A 17732-nucleotide genomic window follows, 5' to 3' on the forward strand; every position below is an offset into this window, starting at 1 on the left:
GCGCTGCGGCGGACGCATAGAGGGAGAGAAGTGTCACCTATGTATCCGGTTCAAAGTGTTACCCATCTATCGGCTGGACACCGGCAGGCGGATGAGGGGCAGCGCCAGCCTCTGAAATGATTGCCTTGTTGCCTAAGCCCTTGCGCCCTGTGCAGCGCGGCATACCTATAGAGGATACTGCCCACGCATATCTGCCAGGATGACCGCATGCCGATCGATCCCGTTTCCCCGCTCTTGCGCTCCGTCGTTGGCGTGCGCGCCATGGTTCCCGACGATGCCTTCACGGCCAATGCCCTGGGCACGCGCCGGGAAGGCAGCGGCGTCGTCATCCGCGGCGACGGGCTGGTGCTCACCATCGGCTATCTCATCACCGAGGCCGAGGAGGTCTGGCTGACCGACCAGGACGGCCGCGTCGTGCCGGCACATGCGCTGGCCTATGACCAGGAGACAGGCTTCGGCCTGGTGCAGGCGCTGGCGCCGCTCGGCCTGCCGGCGGTGGCGCTGGGCGACGCGTCAAAGGCCAATATCGGCGACCCCGTGGTCTTTGCCGACGGCACCGGCCGCTCGGTCAAGGCGCACATCGTCACCAAGCAGGAATTCGCCGGCTATTGGGAATATCTGCTTGACGAGGCGATCTTCATTGCCCCGGCGCACCCGTCCTGGGGCGGCGCGGCACTCATCGGCCAGGATGGCAGCCTGCTCGGCATCGGTTCGCTGCTTTTGCAGATGAGCCGCAACGGCGAGGTCGCCGACATCAACATGGTCGTGCCGATCAACCTTCTGACCCCGATCCTCGACGATCTGCTGACGCGCGGCCAGGTGGCGAAGCCGCCGCGCCCATGGCTCGGCGCCTTCTCGGCCGAGTCGAACGGTGCGGTCGTGGTGATGAGCGTCGCCGAAGGCGGCCCCGCCGCCAAGGCCGGCCTGCGCCAGGGCGACATCATCTCCGACGTGCGCGATGGCGAGGTCGACGGGCTCGCCGATTTCTACCGAAAGCTATGGCAGAATCCGGCGGGTTCGGAGATTCCTCTCAGGGTCGTGCGTGACGGTCGTGAGACTTGGCTGCGAGTGAAATCCGCCGACCGAAACAGCTTTTTGAAGAAACCGCATCTGCAGTGAAGGCCAATCTCCCCCCAAGTGGGGGAGATGCCCGGCAGGGCAGAGGGGGGCGCGAAGGATCGCGACCTCTCGATCTGTTTTCTGACAAGAATCGCGGGATAAACGTGGCAGACACTGGCCGGTGCGTTGGCGGGACAGCGGCCCCCTCTGGCCTGCCGGCCATCTCCCCCACGAGGGGGGAGATTGGCTGCCCCCTCAATCCCCGCATACCCTAAAAGGCGTCCCCGTGTCCCACTCCGCGAAGGGCACGACCTGGCCTTCGACAGACACGATACTGTTCACCTTGCTGTCATCATCCTGCGTCTGCATACTTTTGCCCTTGCCGGTCAGCACGTCGTAGTCGCAGCTGCTGTAGACGACAACGGACTGGTATTTGTAATGGTCATAGGCAACGCCGGCGACGACGAAGGCCTCGTTGCGCCAGGCGATGGTCAGCGTCATGTCGGTCCGCTCGCCGGGGCCGATCAGCCCCGGCAGATAGATCTTGATCGAGCCGTTGGGCAGCAAGGTCAACTCCGGTTCGATGCCGGAGCCCTCATAATGCGGCTGGTCGTAGTCGTTCCATTCGCCGTAGACCTGCTCATGCACGACGCCGGCGGGTTTCAGAAAATTGTACTTTTTGTCCCTCAGGAAGAAATGCATGTCCATGGTATCGTCTTCGGGCTCGGTCTCGACGATCATCGCCAGATCGGCGGCGCCGTCCCCATTGAAGTCGCCGGTCAGCGCGGTGATGATCTTCTGGGTTTCGATGGGTTCGGCGAGCGCCGAGGCCGGCAGCAGAAGGATGAGGCCGAGTAACATCGATCGCATGGCATTTCCCCCGAATTGCAGTCTGCCTTGCCCGGCTCGACCAGCCGGGAAACTGCCATGAGCGTCGGCTTGGGCGCAAGCCGGCTCGCAATAGGCTAGGGGGTATCGACGCCGCTGACGGAAACTGGCATCGACAGCCGATACAGCCGGCCCGGCAACAACGAGGTGATGATGGCGCCGTTCAAGGTCGATCCCGACAAGGTTCATGAATTCCCCGATCCCGACAGTTTTTACGCCTGGCTGCGCGAAAATCATGCCGGCGAGAGCGAGGTCTGGATCAAGGTCCACAAGGTCGGCTCGGGCCTCGCCTCGATCACGCCGAAGCAGGCCATCGACGTGGCGCTGTGCTTCGGCTGGATCGACGCCATACGCAAGCCGCTCGACGACAAGAGCTTTCTGCAGCGCTACACGCCGCGCGGCAAGAAGAGCATCTGGAGCAAGATCAACATCGACAATGTCGCCCGCCTGGTCGAGGAGGGCCGCATGACCGAACACGGGCTGAAACAGGTCGAGGCGGCCAAGGCCGACGGCCGCTGGGACCGCGCCTATGCCTCAGGCAAGGACATGAAGATCCCTGACGATCTGCAGGCCGCCATCGACGCCGAGCCGAAGGCGAAGGAGATGCTGGCAAAGCTTTCCGCCCAGAACCGGTTCGCGCTGGCGTTTCGAACGCACAACATGAAGTCGGAGGCGGGGCGCAGGAAGAAGATCGAGGCTTTTGTCGAGATGCTGAAGCGCGGCGAGACGATCTATCCGCAGAAGCGGTGAGGCGACGGCAAGCGGCTGCCATGGCGCGCGCAGCTAAAAACCCGCGTGTGAGGTTCTGGCCTCCCTTTCTCGGACATAACCTATTGTTTTTACCGTATTTTCCACTCGGCGTGTGGATGATAGCTGCGATAGTGGAAAAACATAGCAACATATTGTTAATTAAGAGTTTTCCACTATGTTAACTTGATCCTGGCTTAAGAGTGGAAAACGATGCTGAGAGAGTTGACCGGCGAGCAGCGGCGCCAACTCATAGATACGCAACAGGTCTACGAGGCCTGGCAGCGTGCTGATGACCAGCGCCAAAGGCGCTTTGCAGGCAGCATGCGCTGGGTTGAGCGCAGCGGTGCTGAATACCTGCTGCGGAAGGTCCGGCAGGTCGAGAATTCACTCGGGCCGAAAAGCAGCCAGACGGAGAAGGCGTTCGCTGCGTTTTCCGAGGGCAGGGTGCAGAACAAGGATCTGCTGGCAGGTCTGGCCGATCGCCTGAACGGCCTGGCGAAAGTCAATGTGGCAATGGGGTTGGGCAGGGTACCGGCCATCGCCGCACGGATATTGCGGCGGTGCGCCGAAACAGACCCGCTGGGCAAGCAGTTGCTGGTCGTCGGCACGAATGCGCTGTTCGCTTACGAGGCTCTGGCGGGCGTCCAGATCACCAGCGGTCTCACGGCAACCGGCGACATCGACCTGCTCTTCGATTCCCGACGCCGCATCAGCTTCGTGACCGGCGAGAGGGTAAGCCAGTCCGGCCTGATAGGCGTGTTGCGTAAAGTGGACAGGTCCTTCAAGCCGCTCCAGCCCCGGGCCTTCAGGGCAGCGAACCGTGATGGCTATCTGGTCGACCTGATCCGTCCGCGGGCAAGACATGTCCTCAAGGACAACGCCACTACCTCGATTACACAGCTTGCCGACGACCTCGACAGCGCACCCATGAAGGGGCTGCAATGGCTCATCAACGCCCCGAAGGTGGAGGCTGTGGCGATCGATGAGCGTGGCTATCCCGTAAGCATGCCGACGGTCGACCCTCGAATGTTCGCTCTGCACAAGGCTTGGCTGGCCACGCGGCCTGATCGGTCTGCGGTCAAGGCAATGAGAGATCGTGAACAGGCGGAAGCGGCTGCACGCATTGCCCACGGGCTATCTTGCGCTTCCGCTGGACAGCGAGCATCTCAAAGGGCTTCCGGGGGCACTGCTGGACGCTGCGGCCGCAACGCTCTCTCTGCCTGGCCCGAGCGGCTTTTCCGAAGACTCTCCAATTGAGCCCGACTGGTAGCGGCCGCGCTAGCACGCCATGCTACGAAAATAGCATTCTCGCCTCGCGAAATGTGATGCTACGGTTCCCGGCGCACCCAGGGCGGAGGGGTTGCCAAGAGGAGAAGTGGCGGGCGCTGGCCCGGATTTCAGCGAGAACCGGACGGAGTTGTTGAACCATTGCAAGGCCGCCGCGTTTTCCAGCGTCGGCCACAAGGGAGGAACCACCTGTGAAAGCATCCTATCTCGTCTCAGCCGTGCTGCTTGCGGCGACTGCGATGCCGGCGGCGGCCGGCGAAATTTCCGACGGCAAGGTCAAGATCGGCATCCTCAACGACCAGTCGGGCGTCTATGCCGATTTCGGCGGCAAATGGTCGGTCGAGGCCGCCAGGATGGCGGTCGAGGATTTTGGCGGCAAGGTGCAGGGCGCGCCAATCGAGATCGTCAACGCCGATCACCAGAACAAGCCCGACATTGCCTCCAACATTGCGCGCCAGTGGTACGACACCGAGCAGGTCGACGCGATCATGGAACTGACGACATCCTCGGTGGCGCTCGCCGTCCAGGGGTTGTCCAAGGAAAAGAAGAAGATCGACATCGTTACCGGAGCGGCATCGGCCGACCTGACCGGCAAGCAATGCTCGCCCTACGGTTTCCACTGGGCTTACGATACCCACTCGCAGGCGGTCGGCACCGGCGGCGCGCTTGTGCAGCAGGGCGGCGACAGCTGGTATTTCATCACCGTCGACTATGCCTTCGGCTATTCGCTGAAGGAGCAGACCTCAAAGGTTGTTGAGGCAAGCGGCGGCAAAGTGCTGGGCGAGGTGCGTTACCCCTTGGGATCGACGGATTATTCCTCCTTCCTGCTGCAGGCGCAGTCCTCCGGCGCCAAGGTTATCGGCCTTGCCAATGCCGGCCTCGAGACCTCCAATACCATCAAGCAGGCGGCCGAGTTCGGCATCGTCGCCGGCGGCCAGCGGCTGGCAGCACTTCTGTTCACGCTTGCCGAGGTGCACGGCCTCGGACTGCAGGCGGCGCAGGGCGTGGTGCTCACCGAAGGGTTTTACTGGGACCGCGACGACAAGAGCCGCGACTTCGCCGGGCGCTTCTTCAAGCGCACCAACCGCATGCCCAACATGATCCAGGCCGGCACCTATTCGGCGGTGCTGCAATATCTCAAGGCCATCGACAAGGCCGGCACCGACGAGACCGAGGCGGTCGCCAAGCAACTCCATGAAATGCCCGTCGACGACATCATCAACGCCAACGGCAAGGTACAGGCCGACGGCTCGATGGTGCACGACATGTATCTCTATCAGGTCAAAAAGCCCGAGGAGTCGAAGAAGGACTGGGACTACTACACCTACCTTGCGACCATTCCGGGCGACAAGGCCTTCATCAAGGCTGAAGACAGCGGCTGCCCGCTCGTCACCAAGTGACGCTGGCGCAAGCCGTGGCCGTCCAGCCGGACGGTGCCGAAATCAAGCCGCGGGTGGTGCTCTCCGCCCGCGGCCTGCGGCGCGATTTTGCCGGTTTCGTCGCCGTCAACAATGTCGACCTCGACGTCCATCACGGCCAGATCCATGCACTGATCGGGCCGAACGGCGCCGGCAAGACGACGATCTTCAACCTCTTGACCAAGTTCCTGCAGCCGAGCAGCGGCAGGATCGAACTGTTGGGCAACGACATCACCCGCACCGCGCCGGCCAGGGTGGCGCGCATGGGTCTCGTCCGCTCGTTCCAGATATCGGCGATCTTTCCGCATCTGAGCGTGCTCGACAATGTCCGCGTCGCCTTGCAGCGGCCGAGCGGGCTCGGCTTCCAGTTCTGGCGCTCGCTGGCCGCGCTTGACCAACTGACTCCACGGGCGCGCGAACTGCTTGCCGTCGTCGGTCTCGACGATGTCGCGCATCGTCCGGCCGGCGATCTCTCCTATGGCCGAAAGCGCGTGCTCGAGATCGCCACCACGCTGGCGCTCGACCCGAAAGTGCTGCTGCTCGACGAGCCGATGGCCGGCATGGGGCACGAGGATGTCGGCGTCATTTCCGGCATCATCCGCTCGCTGGCAACGGACCGCGCCGTGCTGATGGTCGAGCACAATCTCACCGTCGTCGCCGACCTCTGCGACTGGATCACCGTCATGCAGCGCGGCCAGGTGCTCGCCGCCGGCGACTACGCGACGGTGAGCAACGATGAGCGCGTCAGGGTCGCCTACATGGGGACCGAGCAGGGGGACCGAGCATGAGTGAGCCGCTGCTTGCCGTGCGCGATCTCCATGCCTGGTATGGCGAGGGCCATGCGCTGCATGGCGTCAACCTCGACGTTTTTCGCGGTGAGACCGTGACGCTGCTCGGCCGCAACGGCGTCGGCAAGACCACAACGCTGCGCGCCATCATGGGGCTGGTCCGCAAGCGCAGCGGCAGCGTCGCCTTCGATGGCAGCGACCTGATGCGCCTGCCGCTGCATCGTGTTGCCCATCGCGGCATCGGCTTCGTGCCGGAGGAACGCGGCATCTTCGCCACGCTCACCGTCGACGAGAACCTGATCCTGCCGCCGGTGGTGGCCAAGGGCGGCATGAGCGTCGACGAGATCTTCGATCTCTTTCCCAACCTCAAGGAGCGCCGCAACAGCCCCGGCACCAAACTCTCCGGCGGCGAACAGCAGATGCTGGCCATCGCCCGCATCCTGCGGACGGGCGTGCAGATGCTGCTGCTCGACGAGCCGACCGAGGGCCTGGCGCCGGTCATCGTCCAGCGCATCGGCGAACTGCTGGCGACCTTGAAAAAGCGCGGCATGACCATCCTGCTCGTCGAGCAGAATTTCCGCTTCGCCGCCCGCATCGCCGACCGCTTCTATCTGATGGAGCATGGCAAGGTGGTGGAGGGTTTTGCCGTAAGCGAGCTTGCCGCTCACACGCAACAGCTGCACGAGGTGTTGGGGGTATGATGACGACAGCCCACGGCAGTACCCCCACCCCGCTGCTGCGCAGCGACCCTCCCCACAAGGGGGAGGGTGGAGGGCCACCGCCCTACCTCCCCCTTGTAGGGAGGTCGGACCGAAGGTCCGGGTGGGGTACGTGCCGCACAGACGCATCCCGCTTGCAACACCCTCGGTGACGCCATGACCATGATCTTCGGCATCCCCGTCCAGGCCTTGCTCGGCCAGATGCTGGTCGGGCTGATCAACGGCTCCTTCTACGCCATGCTGAGCCTCGGCCTGGCCGTCATCTTCGGCCTGCTGCGGATCATCAATTTCGCCCATGGCGCACTCTATATGCTCGGCGCCTTCATCGGTTACCTGCTGCTCGTCCATCTCGGCATCGGCTACTGGCCGGCGCTGCTCCTGGTTCCGCTCATCGTCGGCGTCTTCGGCATGGCGGTCGAGCGCGTGGCGCTGTCGCGGCTCTACCGCCTGGATCCGCTCTACGGGCTGCTGTTCACCTTCGGACTGGCGCTGGTCATCGAAGGCGTGTTCCGTTTCTACTACGGCGTGTCGGGCAACCCTTATGCCGTTCCGGCGCAGCTTGCCGGCGGCACCAATCTCGGCTTCATGTTCCTGCCCAACTATCGCGGCTGGGTGGTGGTGGCCTCGCTCATTATCTGCATCGGCACCTGGCTCCTGATCGAAAAGACCAGGCTCGGCTCCTATCTGCGCGCCGCGACCGAAAATCCCGAGCTGGTGCAGGCCTTCGGCGTCAACGTGCCGCTGCTGCTGACGCTCACCTATGGGCTCGGCGCGGCGCTCGCCGGCCTTGCCGGTATTCTCGCCGCACCCGTCTATCAGGTCAGCCCGCTGATGGGCTCGGATCTCATCATCGTCGTGTTCGCCGTCGTCGTGGTCGGCGGCATGGGCTCGATCCTCGGCGCCATCGTCACCGGCTACATGCTCGGCCTCGCCGAGGGCCTGACCAAGGTGTTCTATCCCGAGGCGTCGAACCTCGTCGTCTTCGTCATCATGGCGGTCGTGCTGCTCCTGCGCCCCGCCGGCCTGTTCGGAAGGGACGCCTGAGATGAGCGAGGCAGCCCTTCACGACCAGCGCACCGCCGCCTCCGTGCGGCTTGAGCGGGTATTGCTGGCATTGGCCATACTGGCGCTGATAGCCGCGCCCTTCTTCGTCTATCCGATCTTCCTGATGAAGATGCTGTGCTTCGCGCTGTTTGCCTGCGCCTTCAACCTGCTGCTCGGCTACACCGGGCTGCTGTCGTTCGGCCACGCCACCTTCTACGGCGCCGCCGCCTATTTCTGCGCCTACGCCGTCAAGGCATGGGGCTGGCCGCCCGAGGCCGGCATCCTGCTCGGCACCGCCGGCGCGGCCGTGCTCGGCCTGGTCATGGGCTTCCTCGCCATCCGCCGGCAAGGCATCTATTTCTCGATGATCACGCTGGCGTTGGCGCAGATGTTTTATTTCTTCTGCGTCCAGGCGCCGTTCACCGAAGGCGAGGACGGCATACAGGGCGTGCCGCGCGGGCATCTGTTCGGCATCGTCGATCTCAACGTCACGCTCAACATGTATTTCGTCGTGCTTGCCGTCTTCCTCATCGGCGTCTTCGCCGTCTGGCGCATCGTCAACTCGCCCTTCGGCATGATCCTGCGCTCGATCCGCGAGAACGAGAACCGCGCCATCTCGCTGGGCTATTCGGTCGGCCGCTACAAGCTCGCCGCCTTCGTCATGTCGGCAGCCCTTGCCGGGCTTGCCGGCGCCACCAAGGCGATCGTCTTCCAGTTCGCGACGCTGACCGACGTCACCTGGCAGATGTCGGGCGAGGTGATCCTGATGACGCTGCTCGGCGGCATCGGCACCATGGTCGGGCCGGTCGTCGGCGCTGGCCTCGTCGTCGGGCTGGAAAACACGCTCGCCACCTCCGGCTTCCCGGTGACCATCGCCACCGGCCTGATCTTCATGATCTGCGTGCTGGTCTTTCGCCGCGGCATCGTCGGCGAGATTTACGCGCGCTGGCTTTCACCAGGCAATGGCCGCGATCAATAGGTGATGGTCACCACCACCGTGTCGGTGTAGACGCCGGCCGAGGGCGTCGTCTGCGGCGGCACGCGGCCATAGACGGTGAGCGCCTGGGCCGTACCGGTTCCGGTGCCGGCCACCGTGCTTCCCGGCGTTCCGGCGTCACCCCAGGGCTGCGAGCGCGCCAGATCCTTGTAGAGGCCGTAGGTGACCCTCTCGGCGCCCTTCGACATTTTGCGGGTGGTCGGCGTGCCCCCTGTCGTGCCGCCATTGAGCGAAACCGTGTACGCGGTAGACGGGGTGCAGGTGACCGTAACCTGGCCGGCGGCATCGACATTGGCGTCGAGCACCCCCTTGGGGCCGAAATCGATGTTCTGGGTGGCGACCAGGCAGTTTGCCGCGACCGTGGCGTTGATGGTGAAGGTCGGACTGGTGCCCAAGTTGCCCGCGCCGGTGTTGCAGCTGCTGCTCAACAGGGTTGTCCGGGAGCGGAACTCGAGTTGCCCGCCCGAAAATGTCGACAGATAAGTGCCCGGCGGAACGGTCGCCTGGCCGCCGGGAACCCGGCCATAGAGCGTCAGGGTGTCGATTGAGTTGCCGAAGAGATTGGGGCTCAGCAGCAGCGGTGGCGGGCGCGAGGCATAGGCCCAGTTATAGGTGCCCCAGACAACGCTCATTGCGGGGTCCGAATAGAGTTGATAGTTGAGGCTGTTGACGCCGCTCGCCATCTGCCGGGCCGCCGCCGAGGTTGCACCGCCGGTGCCGGCGGCAATATGCGGACAGACCAGGACGGGCAGCAGCAATGGCAAACTGCCGCTGCAAGTCGCGGTGAAGGTGGCTGTCGATGTCGCCGCGGTGCCCGACAGCGTGTCGATGATGCCGAAATTCAAACTGGTGACGGTGTAACTGCAGCTCTGCGCCCGGGCGAGCGACGGGAGCAGCACCAGCAGCAGGGCGATGATTACGGCGCGCAGCATTTTTCCTCCAGCTCTCATTGGCACACCACGTTCCCGATCACCACTTGCCGGCCGCGCGCCGCCTCGAAGGGAAACTCTGCCCGGCATGAACCGCCGTCAGCGCGCTCGACCTGCACTGAATTCTGCTTGCCGAGGCCCTTGATATAGGCCTGCCCGTCATAGCCGACGACGAAGTCTTCGGTGCCGCCATCGACGCGTCCCGACAGTCCGGCTTCGAGCGGCGTTCCGCTCGAGTCGACCAGCGTCACCAGCGCGGCCTGCGCCGCCTCGGACACGCCGAACTTCAGCACGACGCCGTTGCGGTCGGCTGGGACGACGGTCTCCTTGGTAGCCGGGACATCCGCGTCGACTGGTAGATTCTTCGGGTCGATGGAGACCGTGTTCAGCTCATAGGAGTTGAGGCCGGTGACCAGGATGCGGCCTTTGCTGTCGGTCCTGCCTACCGGCCGGTTCTGATGCAAGACCTCGACATCAGGCGTGCCGACATCGACGACGGCAAAGGCATCGTCGATGCGGTTGGTGGCGAACACCCCGCCGCCTGCGACCGCAATGGCGCCGTCCATCTGGCCGGTCACGCGAAAGTCCTTGTCGAATTGCTGGGCGCCGGCCTCAAAACGCGCAAACGACGCGCGGTAGCTCACCGCTGCCGAACGGTTGGGAACCTCGCCTTCGGAGGTGCGCAGCCGCCAGCCGATGCTGCCGTCCTCGGCCCGCTCCGATTTGGCGAGGTCGGCCACGACATTGAGGCCGTCAGGCCCATGCTCGACACCCGTCGACGCCATGACGTCGTCATTGAACGGGATCGAAATCCCCGCAAAGATGCCATAACTGTCGCCGTCGTCGAGATCGGCGAAGGCCGTGGCATAGAGCGTGCTGCGCTTGAAGATCTCCTGACTATAGGAGAGGCCGACGATCTGGCTGGTCTCGCCTTCGGCATCCTTGAGGTGGGTATAGGAGAAGTTGAGGCTGGAGAAGTCGATCGGCATCGGCACGCTGAGCGTCACCTGGTCGACCGCCCGCGGCACGCCGGCGCTGAAACGGGTGAAATCATCGGGATCGAGTATGACCGGCTGTGCCGTCACCGAAGCGATATCTTCAAAGCCGCCGAATGACCGCTGCATGCGGGCGTTGATCGCCCAGCCGTCATAACCGAACTCGGCCCTGGCATCGACCAGCGACCCGGTGCGTCCGTCATGATGGCTGCCGGCGACGGCCAGCGAAGCTGCGCCATATGCCCCGAGCGGGAAGGCAGCACCTATGCCGCCATTGATCAGATCGGCGCCGCCCTCGGCATGGGCTTCCAATGTCAGCCGGTCGGTCACGCCGTAACGCGCGCTGGCGACCCCCATGACGCGGCTGTCATAATCGTCGGAGGAGATGCCGAAATTGCGCCGCGCCATCCCTGCCTCGACGGAAAAGTCGAGCAGTCCCTGGCGCAGCAGCATGCTGGAGGCATAGAACGGCAAGGTGGCCGTGGTCTCGCGGCCCAGGCTGTCGCGCAGCACCACCTGCGCCTGTCCTGCGCCCGTGAACACCGGCAGATTGGTGACCTGGAACGGCCCGGGCTGGATGTCGCCGGAATAGGTGCGCACGTTCTGCGTATAGACCTCCAGCGTCGACGGCACCGCCGCGGTGCCGCCGAAGGAGGGCAGGGGTAGCGTCACCAGGTCCGATCGCAGGTGGAAGTTGCGTTGCGCCTGGATGCCGCCGAGATAGACCGGACGCGTCCACGACAATCCACCGGAGATGAAGTCGCCGGCCCGATAGGTCATCAGCCGGTCGGGGTCGGAATAACTCCATGTCGTGTTGAGCCGCGTGAAGCCGCCCAGCCTGCCGTCGGAATAGCCGGCGATGAAGGATTGGCTGAGCGTTCCATAGGGGCTGAACACGCGCGCATCGAAGCCGCCGGAAACGCCCTGGAACAGCTCGACGTCCTTGTCGAACAATGTGTTGGAGCTGGCAAACAGCGAATAGTTGAGAACCGCGCCCAAGCCCGATTGCGGCGCCGGCCGGTCCTGCAAGCGCAAGCCGAGATCGACCATGCGCGCCTCGCGGCTGTCATTGGCGGCGGTGACGTAGAGGCGCTGCGCCGCTTCGTCGATCTGAAACGACACATCCGCCAGCTGGTCGAGCCTGACCAGGCCGTCGGTGTCTACAGCGCCCTGCGGCGGCTTCAGCCCGAGCTCCTTCAGCTCTAGCGGCGTCGATGCCAGGCCGCCATCCGGCATCTGGGTGAAGCTGCCGATCAGTTTGGTCGAGACGTCGTTGATGAACACCTCTAGATAAAGGCTGCGGCCGGCTTGCTGGCCAGGGTCTTCAGGGTTCGTCACGGCCGGCAATTCTTGCGCGTTCACCGCCGAGAAAGGTGTGAAAATCGCGAGCGCGACGACTAGCGCGATCCTATTTGCCCTTGACGGCAACTTTGGCATCGAAGGGTCCAAGATCGCTCTGTGCCTTCAAAAGCACCGAGCCCGCGGACAGTGATTTGCTGCTGCCGATCGGCCACTGCATGGTCGCGCCGCCCAGGACATAACCGACGAGTCCGTTTCGGCTGCCAAGCTTCTTGCCGTTCTGGGTCAGGGATAGGTTGGACAGGCGGAGGCGACTTTCGCCGGTATTGCTGGCTGTCAGCACAAGACTGCCGCCCTTGCGCGAAACACTCCAGGCGACTGCCGGCGCGGCGGCATCGGCGTCGCGGAAAAACACCGGGACCGAATAGCGAAGCGCGAGCGCGACCGTACCGGCCTTCTTGCGTGAGGGGTCCGGCAGTTCGTCGACGATGACGCGGTAGCTTTCCTCGGCCCGCACCGGCGCCTTCGACACGCGCACGACGCGAACCACGTATTGGGCATTGGGTCCGAGTTTGGTCGATGGTGGGCTGGCGACCACGTCCGTGGTCGGCGTCAGCGTTTCGATGCCGCCGGCCTGGCTCCATGCGAAGACCCGGATCTGCACATTGATCGGCCGCTTGGCGTCATCGTTGGCGAGGTTGAGAACCGCCGCGCTGTCGGGAGCGATCAGTTCGAGGCCTGTCGGCGCTACTCTCAGCGAGGCAGCGTGTGACGTCCCGGCGCAGAGCAATAAAAGAGCCGTGGCGCCAATGCATGAAAGCATGGATCGCATGGTCTTCCTCGTAATTGGTGCCGATAATCAGTAGGTTAGGGTGACCTGAACGATGTCCGCATAGTCGCCCGCCACCGGTGTCGGCTGGATCGGAACGCGCCCGTAGACCGTGAGGCTCTGGACGCTGCCATTGCCGGTTCCCGCTTGCGTGTCGGTGCCGGATGTGATGCCCCAGACCTGCGCATGGCCGCCATCCTGGTAAAGACTATAGTTGACCACCGCTGCGCCCGGCCCGGTCATCTTGCGACTCCCGACGGTTGTGCCCGCGCCATTTCCGAGACCCAGACCCACGACGTAGGTCTGTCCGGCGGTGCATTGCACGCCAATGGTGCTGGTCTGGTCCACATTGGTATCAATGATACCGTGCGAACCGAAAATAAGATCGCTAGCCGTCAGGATCTTGCATTCGTTTGTGATCGTGATCTTCACGTTAAAGTTGGTGGTCAAGACGGTGGAGGTCGCGGGAAGGGTTGCAAGCAGCGACCCACCCAGCAGCAGCGCGTATTTTAGCAATCTCATGCGATGGCCCTCCGTCGGGGCAGATCGTTCTTCGCAAAACGGTCTTGACCCGGATTTCACCCCTACAGCTCCTCCGCTGCATGCTTCGCAAGACATCAACGGTACAGTAATGTCACAAGCGAACTGTGCAATTATTATTACAACTTAGATTCGGATTGCGACAGCGAATAACTTCGGTATGTATCGGATAATTTTGGTTAATATTTGGTTAACAGAGATGAAATGGACATTTTTCCAAAGTGAAAGTTCGTCTGTCGATAATTTATTTTAGTTCTCGTGCGGAAAAGGCGAAAATATCTGGCAAATCATCTTAATTTTGTAGAGTCTCACCTGCCGTCCTTTATTATCGATATTTCGCGGCGTGCACCGGCGCCAAGCAGCCATCGCCATAGCCGCGCCGGTAGCTGTTCGCGCCTGTCCAAGCCTTGCGGTCGTGCTGACAGGGCCGCATTCGCCAAAACCGTGTTCCGCCCGGCCCAAGCATGGCCGTCCCGGCTGAGATAAATACACCGCCGTCGGATCGCGGCGAAACACATGCGAATCGTTCTTGCCACGCTGGCCCGGATTTCCTTCGGCGGCGCATCGGCCGGACGGGAGATGCGCCTGTTGTCCCTTGGAGCCATGATCCACGGCCGGCAGCCGCGCGGACCGGCTGCCAGACGTCAGAAAAGGAAGAACGATGAAGAAGACCTATGAAAAGCCACAGCTCGAAAAGCGCCAGAAGCTGTCGCGTGTGACCGCTGTCGCCGGCCCATCAGTGACCAGTGAGAGCTGACGCCGTCGACCGGCATCGAACCACCAGCGGACAAGGAGAGCAGTCATGGATCAGCATGCGAACCCGTCACCCGGCTTCAGGCGCAATCCGGGCAAGGTGATCACCGTCGAGCCCTTCAACGGGTGTGTCGTCGTGTTTGCAAACGGCACCATCATCGCTTCCTCGGCAAAAGCCAAAATGGTGACCGAGCCGCCCCATCCCTTCTCCTTCTACATCCCGTTCGAGGACATCGACTTCCGGAAGCTCAGGAAGACGGAGCGGTCGACGCTGTGCCCCTACAAGGGCGACTCCAGCTACTGGAACGTGCTGCCGGCGGGTGAAACCGGCAACGACGCGATGTGGGCCTATGAGCAGCCCTTCGACGAGATGGCCGAGATTCGCGCCCACGGCGCCTTCTATCCCGACCGGGTCGCCATCGACGCCACGCCGCGCTAGCGCGTCATGCCTGTCGCCCAAAAGTGCCCAGCGTTTTTGGAGCCGACGACAGGCATGAACAGAGGAATTTTTCAGATCAGCCAAAGCTGTCCTCACCCGGGGGCGCAGCGGTTTTGCGGCAACGGCATGCCGAAACGAAGACAAAAGGTCATGGACGAAAAGCAGAGAGCAATTCTCGACGAAATCCCGCGCCTGCGCCGCTATGCGCGCTCGCTGCTGCGCGACCGCGATTCCGCCGACGATCTCGTCCAGGACTGCCTGGAGCGGGCGCTGCTGCGGCTGGACAACTGGCAGACGGGAGAGAGCCCGCGAAAATGGCTGTTCACGATCATGCATCATCTGTTCATCGACCAGATGCGCAAGGTGAACCGGCGAGGCGAGGCCTCGATGCTGCCGCTGGAGGCCGGCGAGGTGCAGGCCTCTCCCGCCGACCAGCTGGAGAATGTCGCGGCCCGCAAGATCATCGACGCGCTGCAGGCGATCAGCCCCGACCGCCGTGCCGCGCTGACCATGGTCGCCATCGAGGGCTTCTCCTATGCCGAGGCCGCCGAGATGCTCGGCGTGCCGGCCGGCACGCTGATGTCGCGCATCGCGCGCGGCCGTGAGGAACTGCGCGGCCTGCTTGAGGACAATGCGCGCCGCCGCGCGATAAGGATCGTCGAGCCAGGCCCGGGCAGGGCGGTTCCAATCAGGGCGCCAATGGCATGACGAGCCCCAATCGCATGATGACGCCTTACGGCATGGTCCGGCACGATTGCAGGCCTTGTCCGTACTGTGGGCGCGGCGCACCCGGTAACGCTTTCTTCTCTGCTTGCGTGCATAGTGGCGGCGACGGAGTGAGCGAAACCAGGGCATGGCTGAAGAGAAAATACGCAACGGCGAATTCTGGGCGCTTGCGCTCGAACGCGCTCATCTCGGCGTATGGGACTGGGATATTTTGAGCGGCGACTGTTTCTATTCGCCAACCTGGTCGCACATGCTGGGTTATGAGGATGGCGAGCTTGCCAACAGCGACGACCTCTGGCTGAAGCTGACGCATCCCGACGACCGCCAGCGGGCGCTGGCCAGCGGCGAGCGGCACATTTCCGGCCTGACCGCCTCGATCGAGACCGAGCTACGCCTCAAGCACAAGGACGGCCACTGGATCTGGGTGCTGGACCGCGGCGGCATTGTCGAGCGTGACGAGACGGGCAGGCCGGTCAGGCTGATGGGCGTGCAGACCGACATCAGCCGGCAGAAAGAGGCGGAAGCCGAACTGGAGCGGGTCAATGTGCGCTTTCGCCTGGCGCTGGCGGCCAGCGGCACCGGCATCTGGCATCACGATATCGACGCCAACAAGAGCTATTGGGACGCCCGCACCAGGGAGATATTCGGCCTGGTCGCCGACACCGACGAGGTGGCCGCCGACCTCTGGCATTCCTATCTGCACCCCGACGACAAGGATGCCGCAGAGCGCGCCCATCTGGCGCCGCTTTCGACCGACGGCGTCGTCGCCGCGCAATACCGCATCGTCAGGCGCGACGGCGAAATCCGCCATGTCGAATCGCTGGTGCGCTTCATCGCGGCGCCTGAGACAGCGGGCCAGATTCTCGGCACCGTGCGCGATATCACCGAGGACAAGAAACGCGAGCGGGAACTCGCCTACGCCGCTCACCACGATGCGCTGACGGGCCTCTTGAACCGTGCCGCCTTCGACCGGCTGCTGGCCGTGCACATCGCCACCGAGCGGGCTTTGCCGCTGGCGGTGTTTTACGTCGATCTCGACTACTTCAAGGCGCTCAACGACTTCGCCGGCCACGCCGCCGGCGACCTGGCGCTGAAGGGTGTGGCCGCCGGTATTCTGGGCTGCCTGCCGGCATCGGCGCGTGCCGCGCGCCTCGGTGGCGACGAGTTCGCGCTGCTGGTGCCCAATTGCCAATCGGCCAAGGCCGAGGCGCTGGCCGGCGCGATTCTTGCGGCGGTCCGTGACGCCGACCTCGGACTGCCGGCGACCTCGCGAAAACTCGCGGCCAGCATCGGCATCGCCTTCGTCGAGGACACCACCACCACGGTTGCCGATGCGTTGGCCTGCGCCGACGACGCCTGCTATGCCGCCAAGGCGGCCGGGCGCAATCGCTTCGCGGTGTTTTCGGCCGATGCGGCGTCGGGCTCCGGCGGCCTCAACGCTGCGCGTGTCGCCGCCGACACGGTCGACGCCATGGATGAAGGGCGGCTGAAACTGTTCGGCCAGGAAATCCATCTGCTCGGCCAGCCCTGGCAGGAGAGCCGCCATGTCGAGGTGCTGGCGCGGCTTGCCGGGCGCAATGGCAAGCTGATCCCGCCCAACGAATTCATTCCGGTCGCCGAGCGCTTCGGCATTGCCTCGCGGCTGGACCGCTGGATCATCAGGACAGCGCTTTCGCAGCATGGCGAGGCGATGCGCTCAGGCGCCATCTTGCTCGGCTTCAACCTGTCGGCGCAGACGCTGAGCGATCCGCTGCTATGGGATTTCGTCGACGCCGTCATCGCCGAGACCGGGGCGCCGCATTCCGGCATCGGCTTCGAGATCACCGAGACCGCGGCCGTAACCAATTTCGACGCCGCCGAGCAGTTCGTGCGCAAGGCGCGCGAGCGGCAATGCCGTGTCAGCCTCGACGATTTCGGCGCCGGCATGAGCTCGTTCGAATATTTGCGGCGCTTTCCGGTCGATCAGATCAAGATCGACGGCTCGTTCATCGAGAATATCGCGGAAAGCCGTTTCGACCGCGAGATCGTCTCGGCCATAGCGGGCATCGCCAAAAGTCTCGGCTGCGCGGTGGTGGCCGAAAAGATCGAGCAGCAGGAAGCGCTCGACATTCTGCGCGGCATGGGCGTGGCCTATGGCCAGGGTTTTCTGCTGCACCGGCCGGAGCCGCTTGAGGCGATCGTCGCGCGGGCCGGCGAACAGTCACCATCCAGCGGACAGTCACCGGAAAAGCGCTTCGGCTGACGGCTTGTCACCGCCTCGGGCTGGCGCGAC

General features: G+C 63.7%; 16 protein-coding genes. 11 read left to right on the forward strand and 5 right to left on the reverse strand.

Annotated features, from left to right (window positions below; genetic code table 11):
* Positions 1 to 207: 207 nt before the first annotated feature.
* The gene (locus tag NKJ18_RS28885; protein ID WP_023743299.1) at positions 208 to 1119 is read left to right on the forward strand and encodes a S1C family serine protease; all 912 of its coding nucleotides are present in this window, start codon (positions 208 to 210) and stop codon (positions 1117 to 1119) included.
* A gap of 195 nt (positions 1120 to 1314) precedes the next feature.
* Here NKJ18_RS28885 and NKJ18_RS28890 read toward each other — a convergent pair whose 3' ends face one another.
* The gene (locus NKJ18_RS28890) at positions 1315 to 1929 is read right to left on the reverse strand and encodes a hypothetical protein (protein WP_023715162.1); all 615 of its coding nucleotides are present in this window, start codon (positions 1927 to 1929) and stop codon (positions 1315 to 1317) included.
* 171 nt (positions 1930 to 2100) lie between these two features.
* Between NKJ18_RS28890 and NKJ18_RS28895 the strand changes: the two genes are divergently transcribed.
* The 7 genes from NKJ18_RS28895 to NKJ18_RS28925 all read left to right on the forward strand — a co-directional run bounded on the left by NKJ18_RS28895 (position 2101) and on the right by NKJ18_RS28925 (position 8932).
* Positions 2101 to 2697, forward strand: coding sequence for a YdeI/OmpD-associated family protein (locus NKJ18_RS28895; protein WP_352761022.1), 597 nt, complete (start codon positions 2101 to 2103; stop codon positions 2695 to 2697).
* A 210-nt stretch (positions 2698 to 2907) separates the two neighbouring features.
* Positions 2908 to 3954 (forward strand): GSU2403 family nucleotidyltransferase fold protein, encoded by a 1047-nt coding sequence (locus NKJ18_RS28900; protein WP_352761025.1) that lies wholly within the window; start codon positions 2908 to 2910, stop codon positions 3952 to 3954.
* 221 nt (positions 3955 to 4175) lie between these two features.
* Entirely contained in the window at positions 4176 to 5384 is a 1209-nt protein-coding gene (locus NKJ18_RS28905) for an ABC transporter substrate-binding protein (protein WP_352761027.1), read from the forward strand.
* A 14-nt stretch (positions 5385 to 5398) separates the two neighbouring features.
* Complete coding sequence (locus NKJ18_RS28910; RefSeq protein ID WP_352460554.1) at positions 5399 to 6190, forward strand: ABC transporter ATP-binding protein; 792 nt, start codon at positions 5399 to 5401, stop codon at positions 6188 to 6190.
* Positions 6187 to 6891, forward strand: coding sequence for an ABC transporter ATP-binding protein (locus NKJ18_RS28915; protein WP_023671422.1), 705 nt, complete (start codon positions 6187 to 6189; stop codon positions 6889 to 6891). Before NKJ18_RS28910 ends, NKJ18_RS28915 begins: the two co-directional genes overlap by 4 nt.
* A 174-nt stretch (positions 6892 to 7065) precedes the next feature.
* Positions 7066 to 7953 (forward strand): branched-chain amino acid ABC transporter permease, encoded by an 888-nt coding sequence (locus NKJ18_RS28920; RefSeq protein WP_023685932.1) that lies wholly within the window; start codon positions 7066 to 7068, stop codon positions 7951 to 7953.
* Position 7954: 1 nt separating this feature from the next.
* Entirely contained in the window at positions 7955 to 8932 is a 978-nt protein-coding gene (locus NKJ18_RS28925) for a branched-chain amino acid ABC transporter permease (RefSeq protein ID WP_023685933.1), read from the forward strand.
* Here NKJ18_RS28925 and NKJ18_RS28930 read toward each other — a convergent pair.
* The 4 genes from NKJ18_RS28930 to NKJ18_RS28945 are packed head-to-tail and all read right to left on the reverse strand — an operon-like array spanning position 8926 to position 13524.
* Entirely contained in the window at positions 8926 to 9882 is a 957-nt protein-coding gene (locus NKJ18_RS28930; protein WP_023685934.1) for a Csu type fimbrial protein, read from the reverse strand. The two genes, NKJ18_RS28925 and NKJ18_RS28930, sit on opposite strands and share 7 nt — an antisense overlap.
* A 14-nt stretch (positions 9883 to 9896) precedes the next feature.
* Complete coding sequence (locus NKJ18_RS28935) at positions 9897 to 12311, reverse strand: fimbria/pilus outer membrane usher protein (protein WP_023828876.1); 2415 nt, start codon at positions 12309 to 12311, stop codon at positions 9897 to 9899.
* A complete protein-coding gene (locus NKJ18_RS28940) occupies positions 12283 to 13005 on the reverse strand; it encodes a fimbrial biogenesis chaperone (RefSeq protein ID WP_023828877.1) in 723 nt (240 codons plus the stop codon). The genes NKJ18_RS28935 and NKJ18_RS28940 overlap by 29 nt, the downstream gene beginning before the upstream one ends.
* 27 nt (positions 13006 to 13032) lie before the next feature.
* Positions 13033 to 13524, reverse strand: coding sequence for a Csu type fimbrial protein (locus tag NKJ18_RS28945; protein ID WP_023671429.1), 492 nt, complete (start codon positions 13522 to 13524; stop codon positions 13033 to 13035).
* Between the two features lie 820 nt (positions 13525 to 14344).
* On the opposite strand from NKJ18_RS28945, the gene NKJ18_RS28950 reads away from it, so the two are divergent.
* The 3 genes from NKJ18_RS28950 to NKJ18_RS28960 all read left to right on the forward strand — a co-directional run bounded on the left by NKJ18_RS28950 (position 14345) and on the right by NKJ18_RS28960 (position 17702).
* The gene (locus NKJ18_RS28950) at positions 14345 to 14734 is read left to right on the forward strand and encodes a DUF427 domain-containing protein (RefSeq protein ID WP_352761032.1); all 390 of its coding nucleotides are present in this window, start codon (positions 14345 to 14347) and stop codon (positions 14732 to 14734) included.
* Positions 14735 to 14884: 150 nt separating this feature from the next.
* Entirely contained in the window at positions 14885 to 15442 is a 558-nt protein-coding gene (locus tag NKJ18_RS28955) for an RNA polymerase sigma factor (RefSeq protein ID WP_352761034.1), read from the forward strand.
* 145 nt (positions 15443 to 15587) lie between these two features.
* Positions 15588 to 17702 (forward strand): EAL domain-containing protein, encoded by a 2115-nt coding sequence (locus NKJ18_RS28960; RefSeq protein WP_023715168.1) that lies wholly within the window; start codon positions 15588 to 15590, stop codon positions 17700 to 17702.
* The last annotated feature ends 30 nt before the right edge of the window (positions 17703 to 17732 follow it).

This window comes from Mesorhizobium sp. M0217, from assembly GCF_040321955.1.
Taxonomy (GTDB): domain Bacteria; phylum Pseudomonadota; class Alphaproteobacteria; order Rhizobiales; family Rhizobiaceae; genus Mesorhizobium.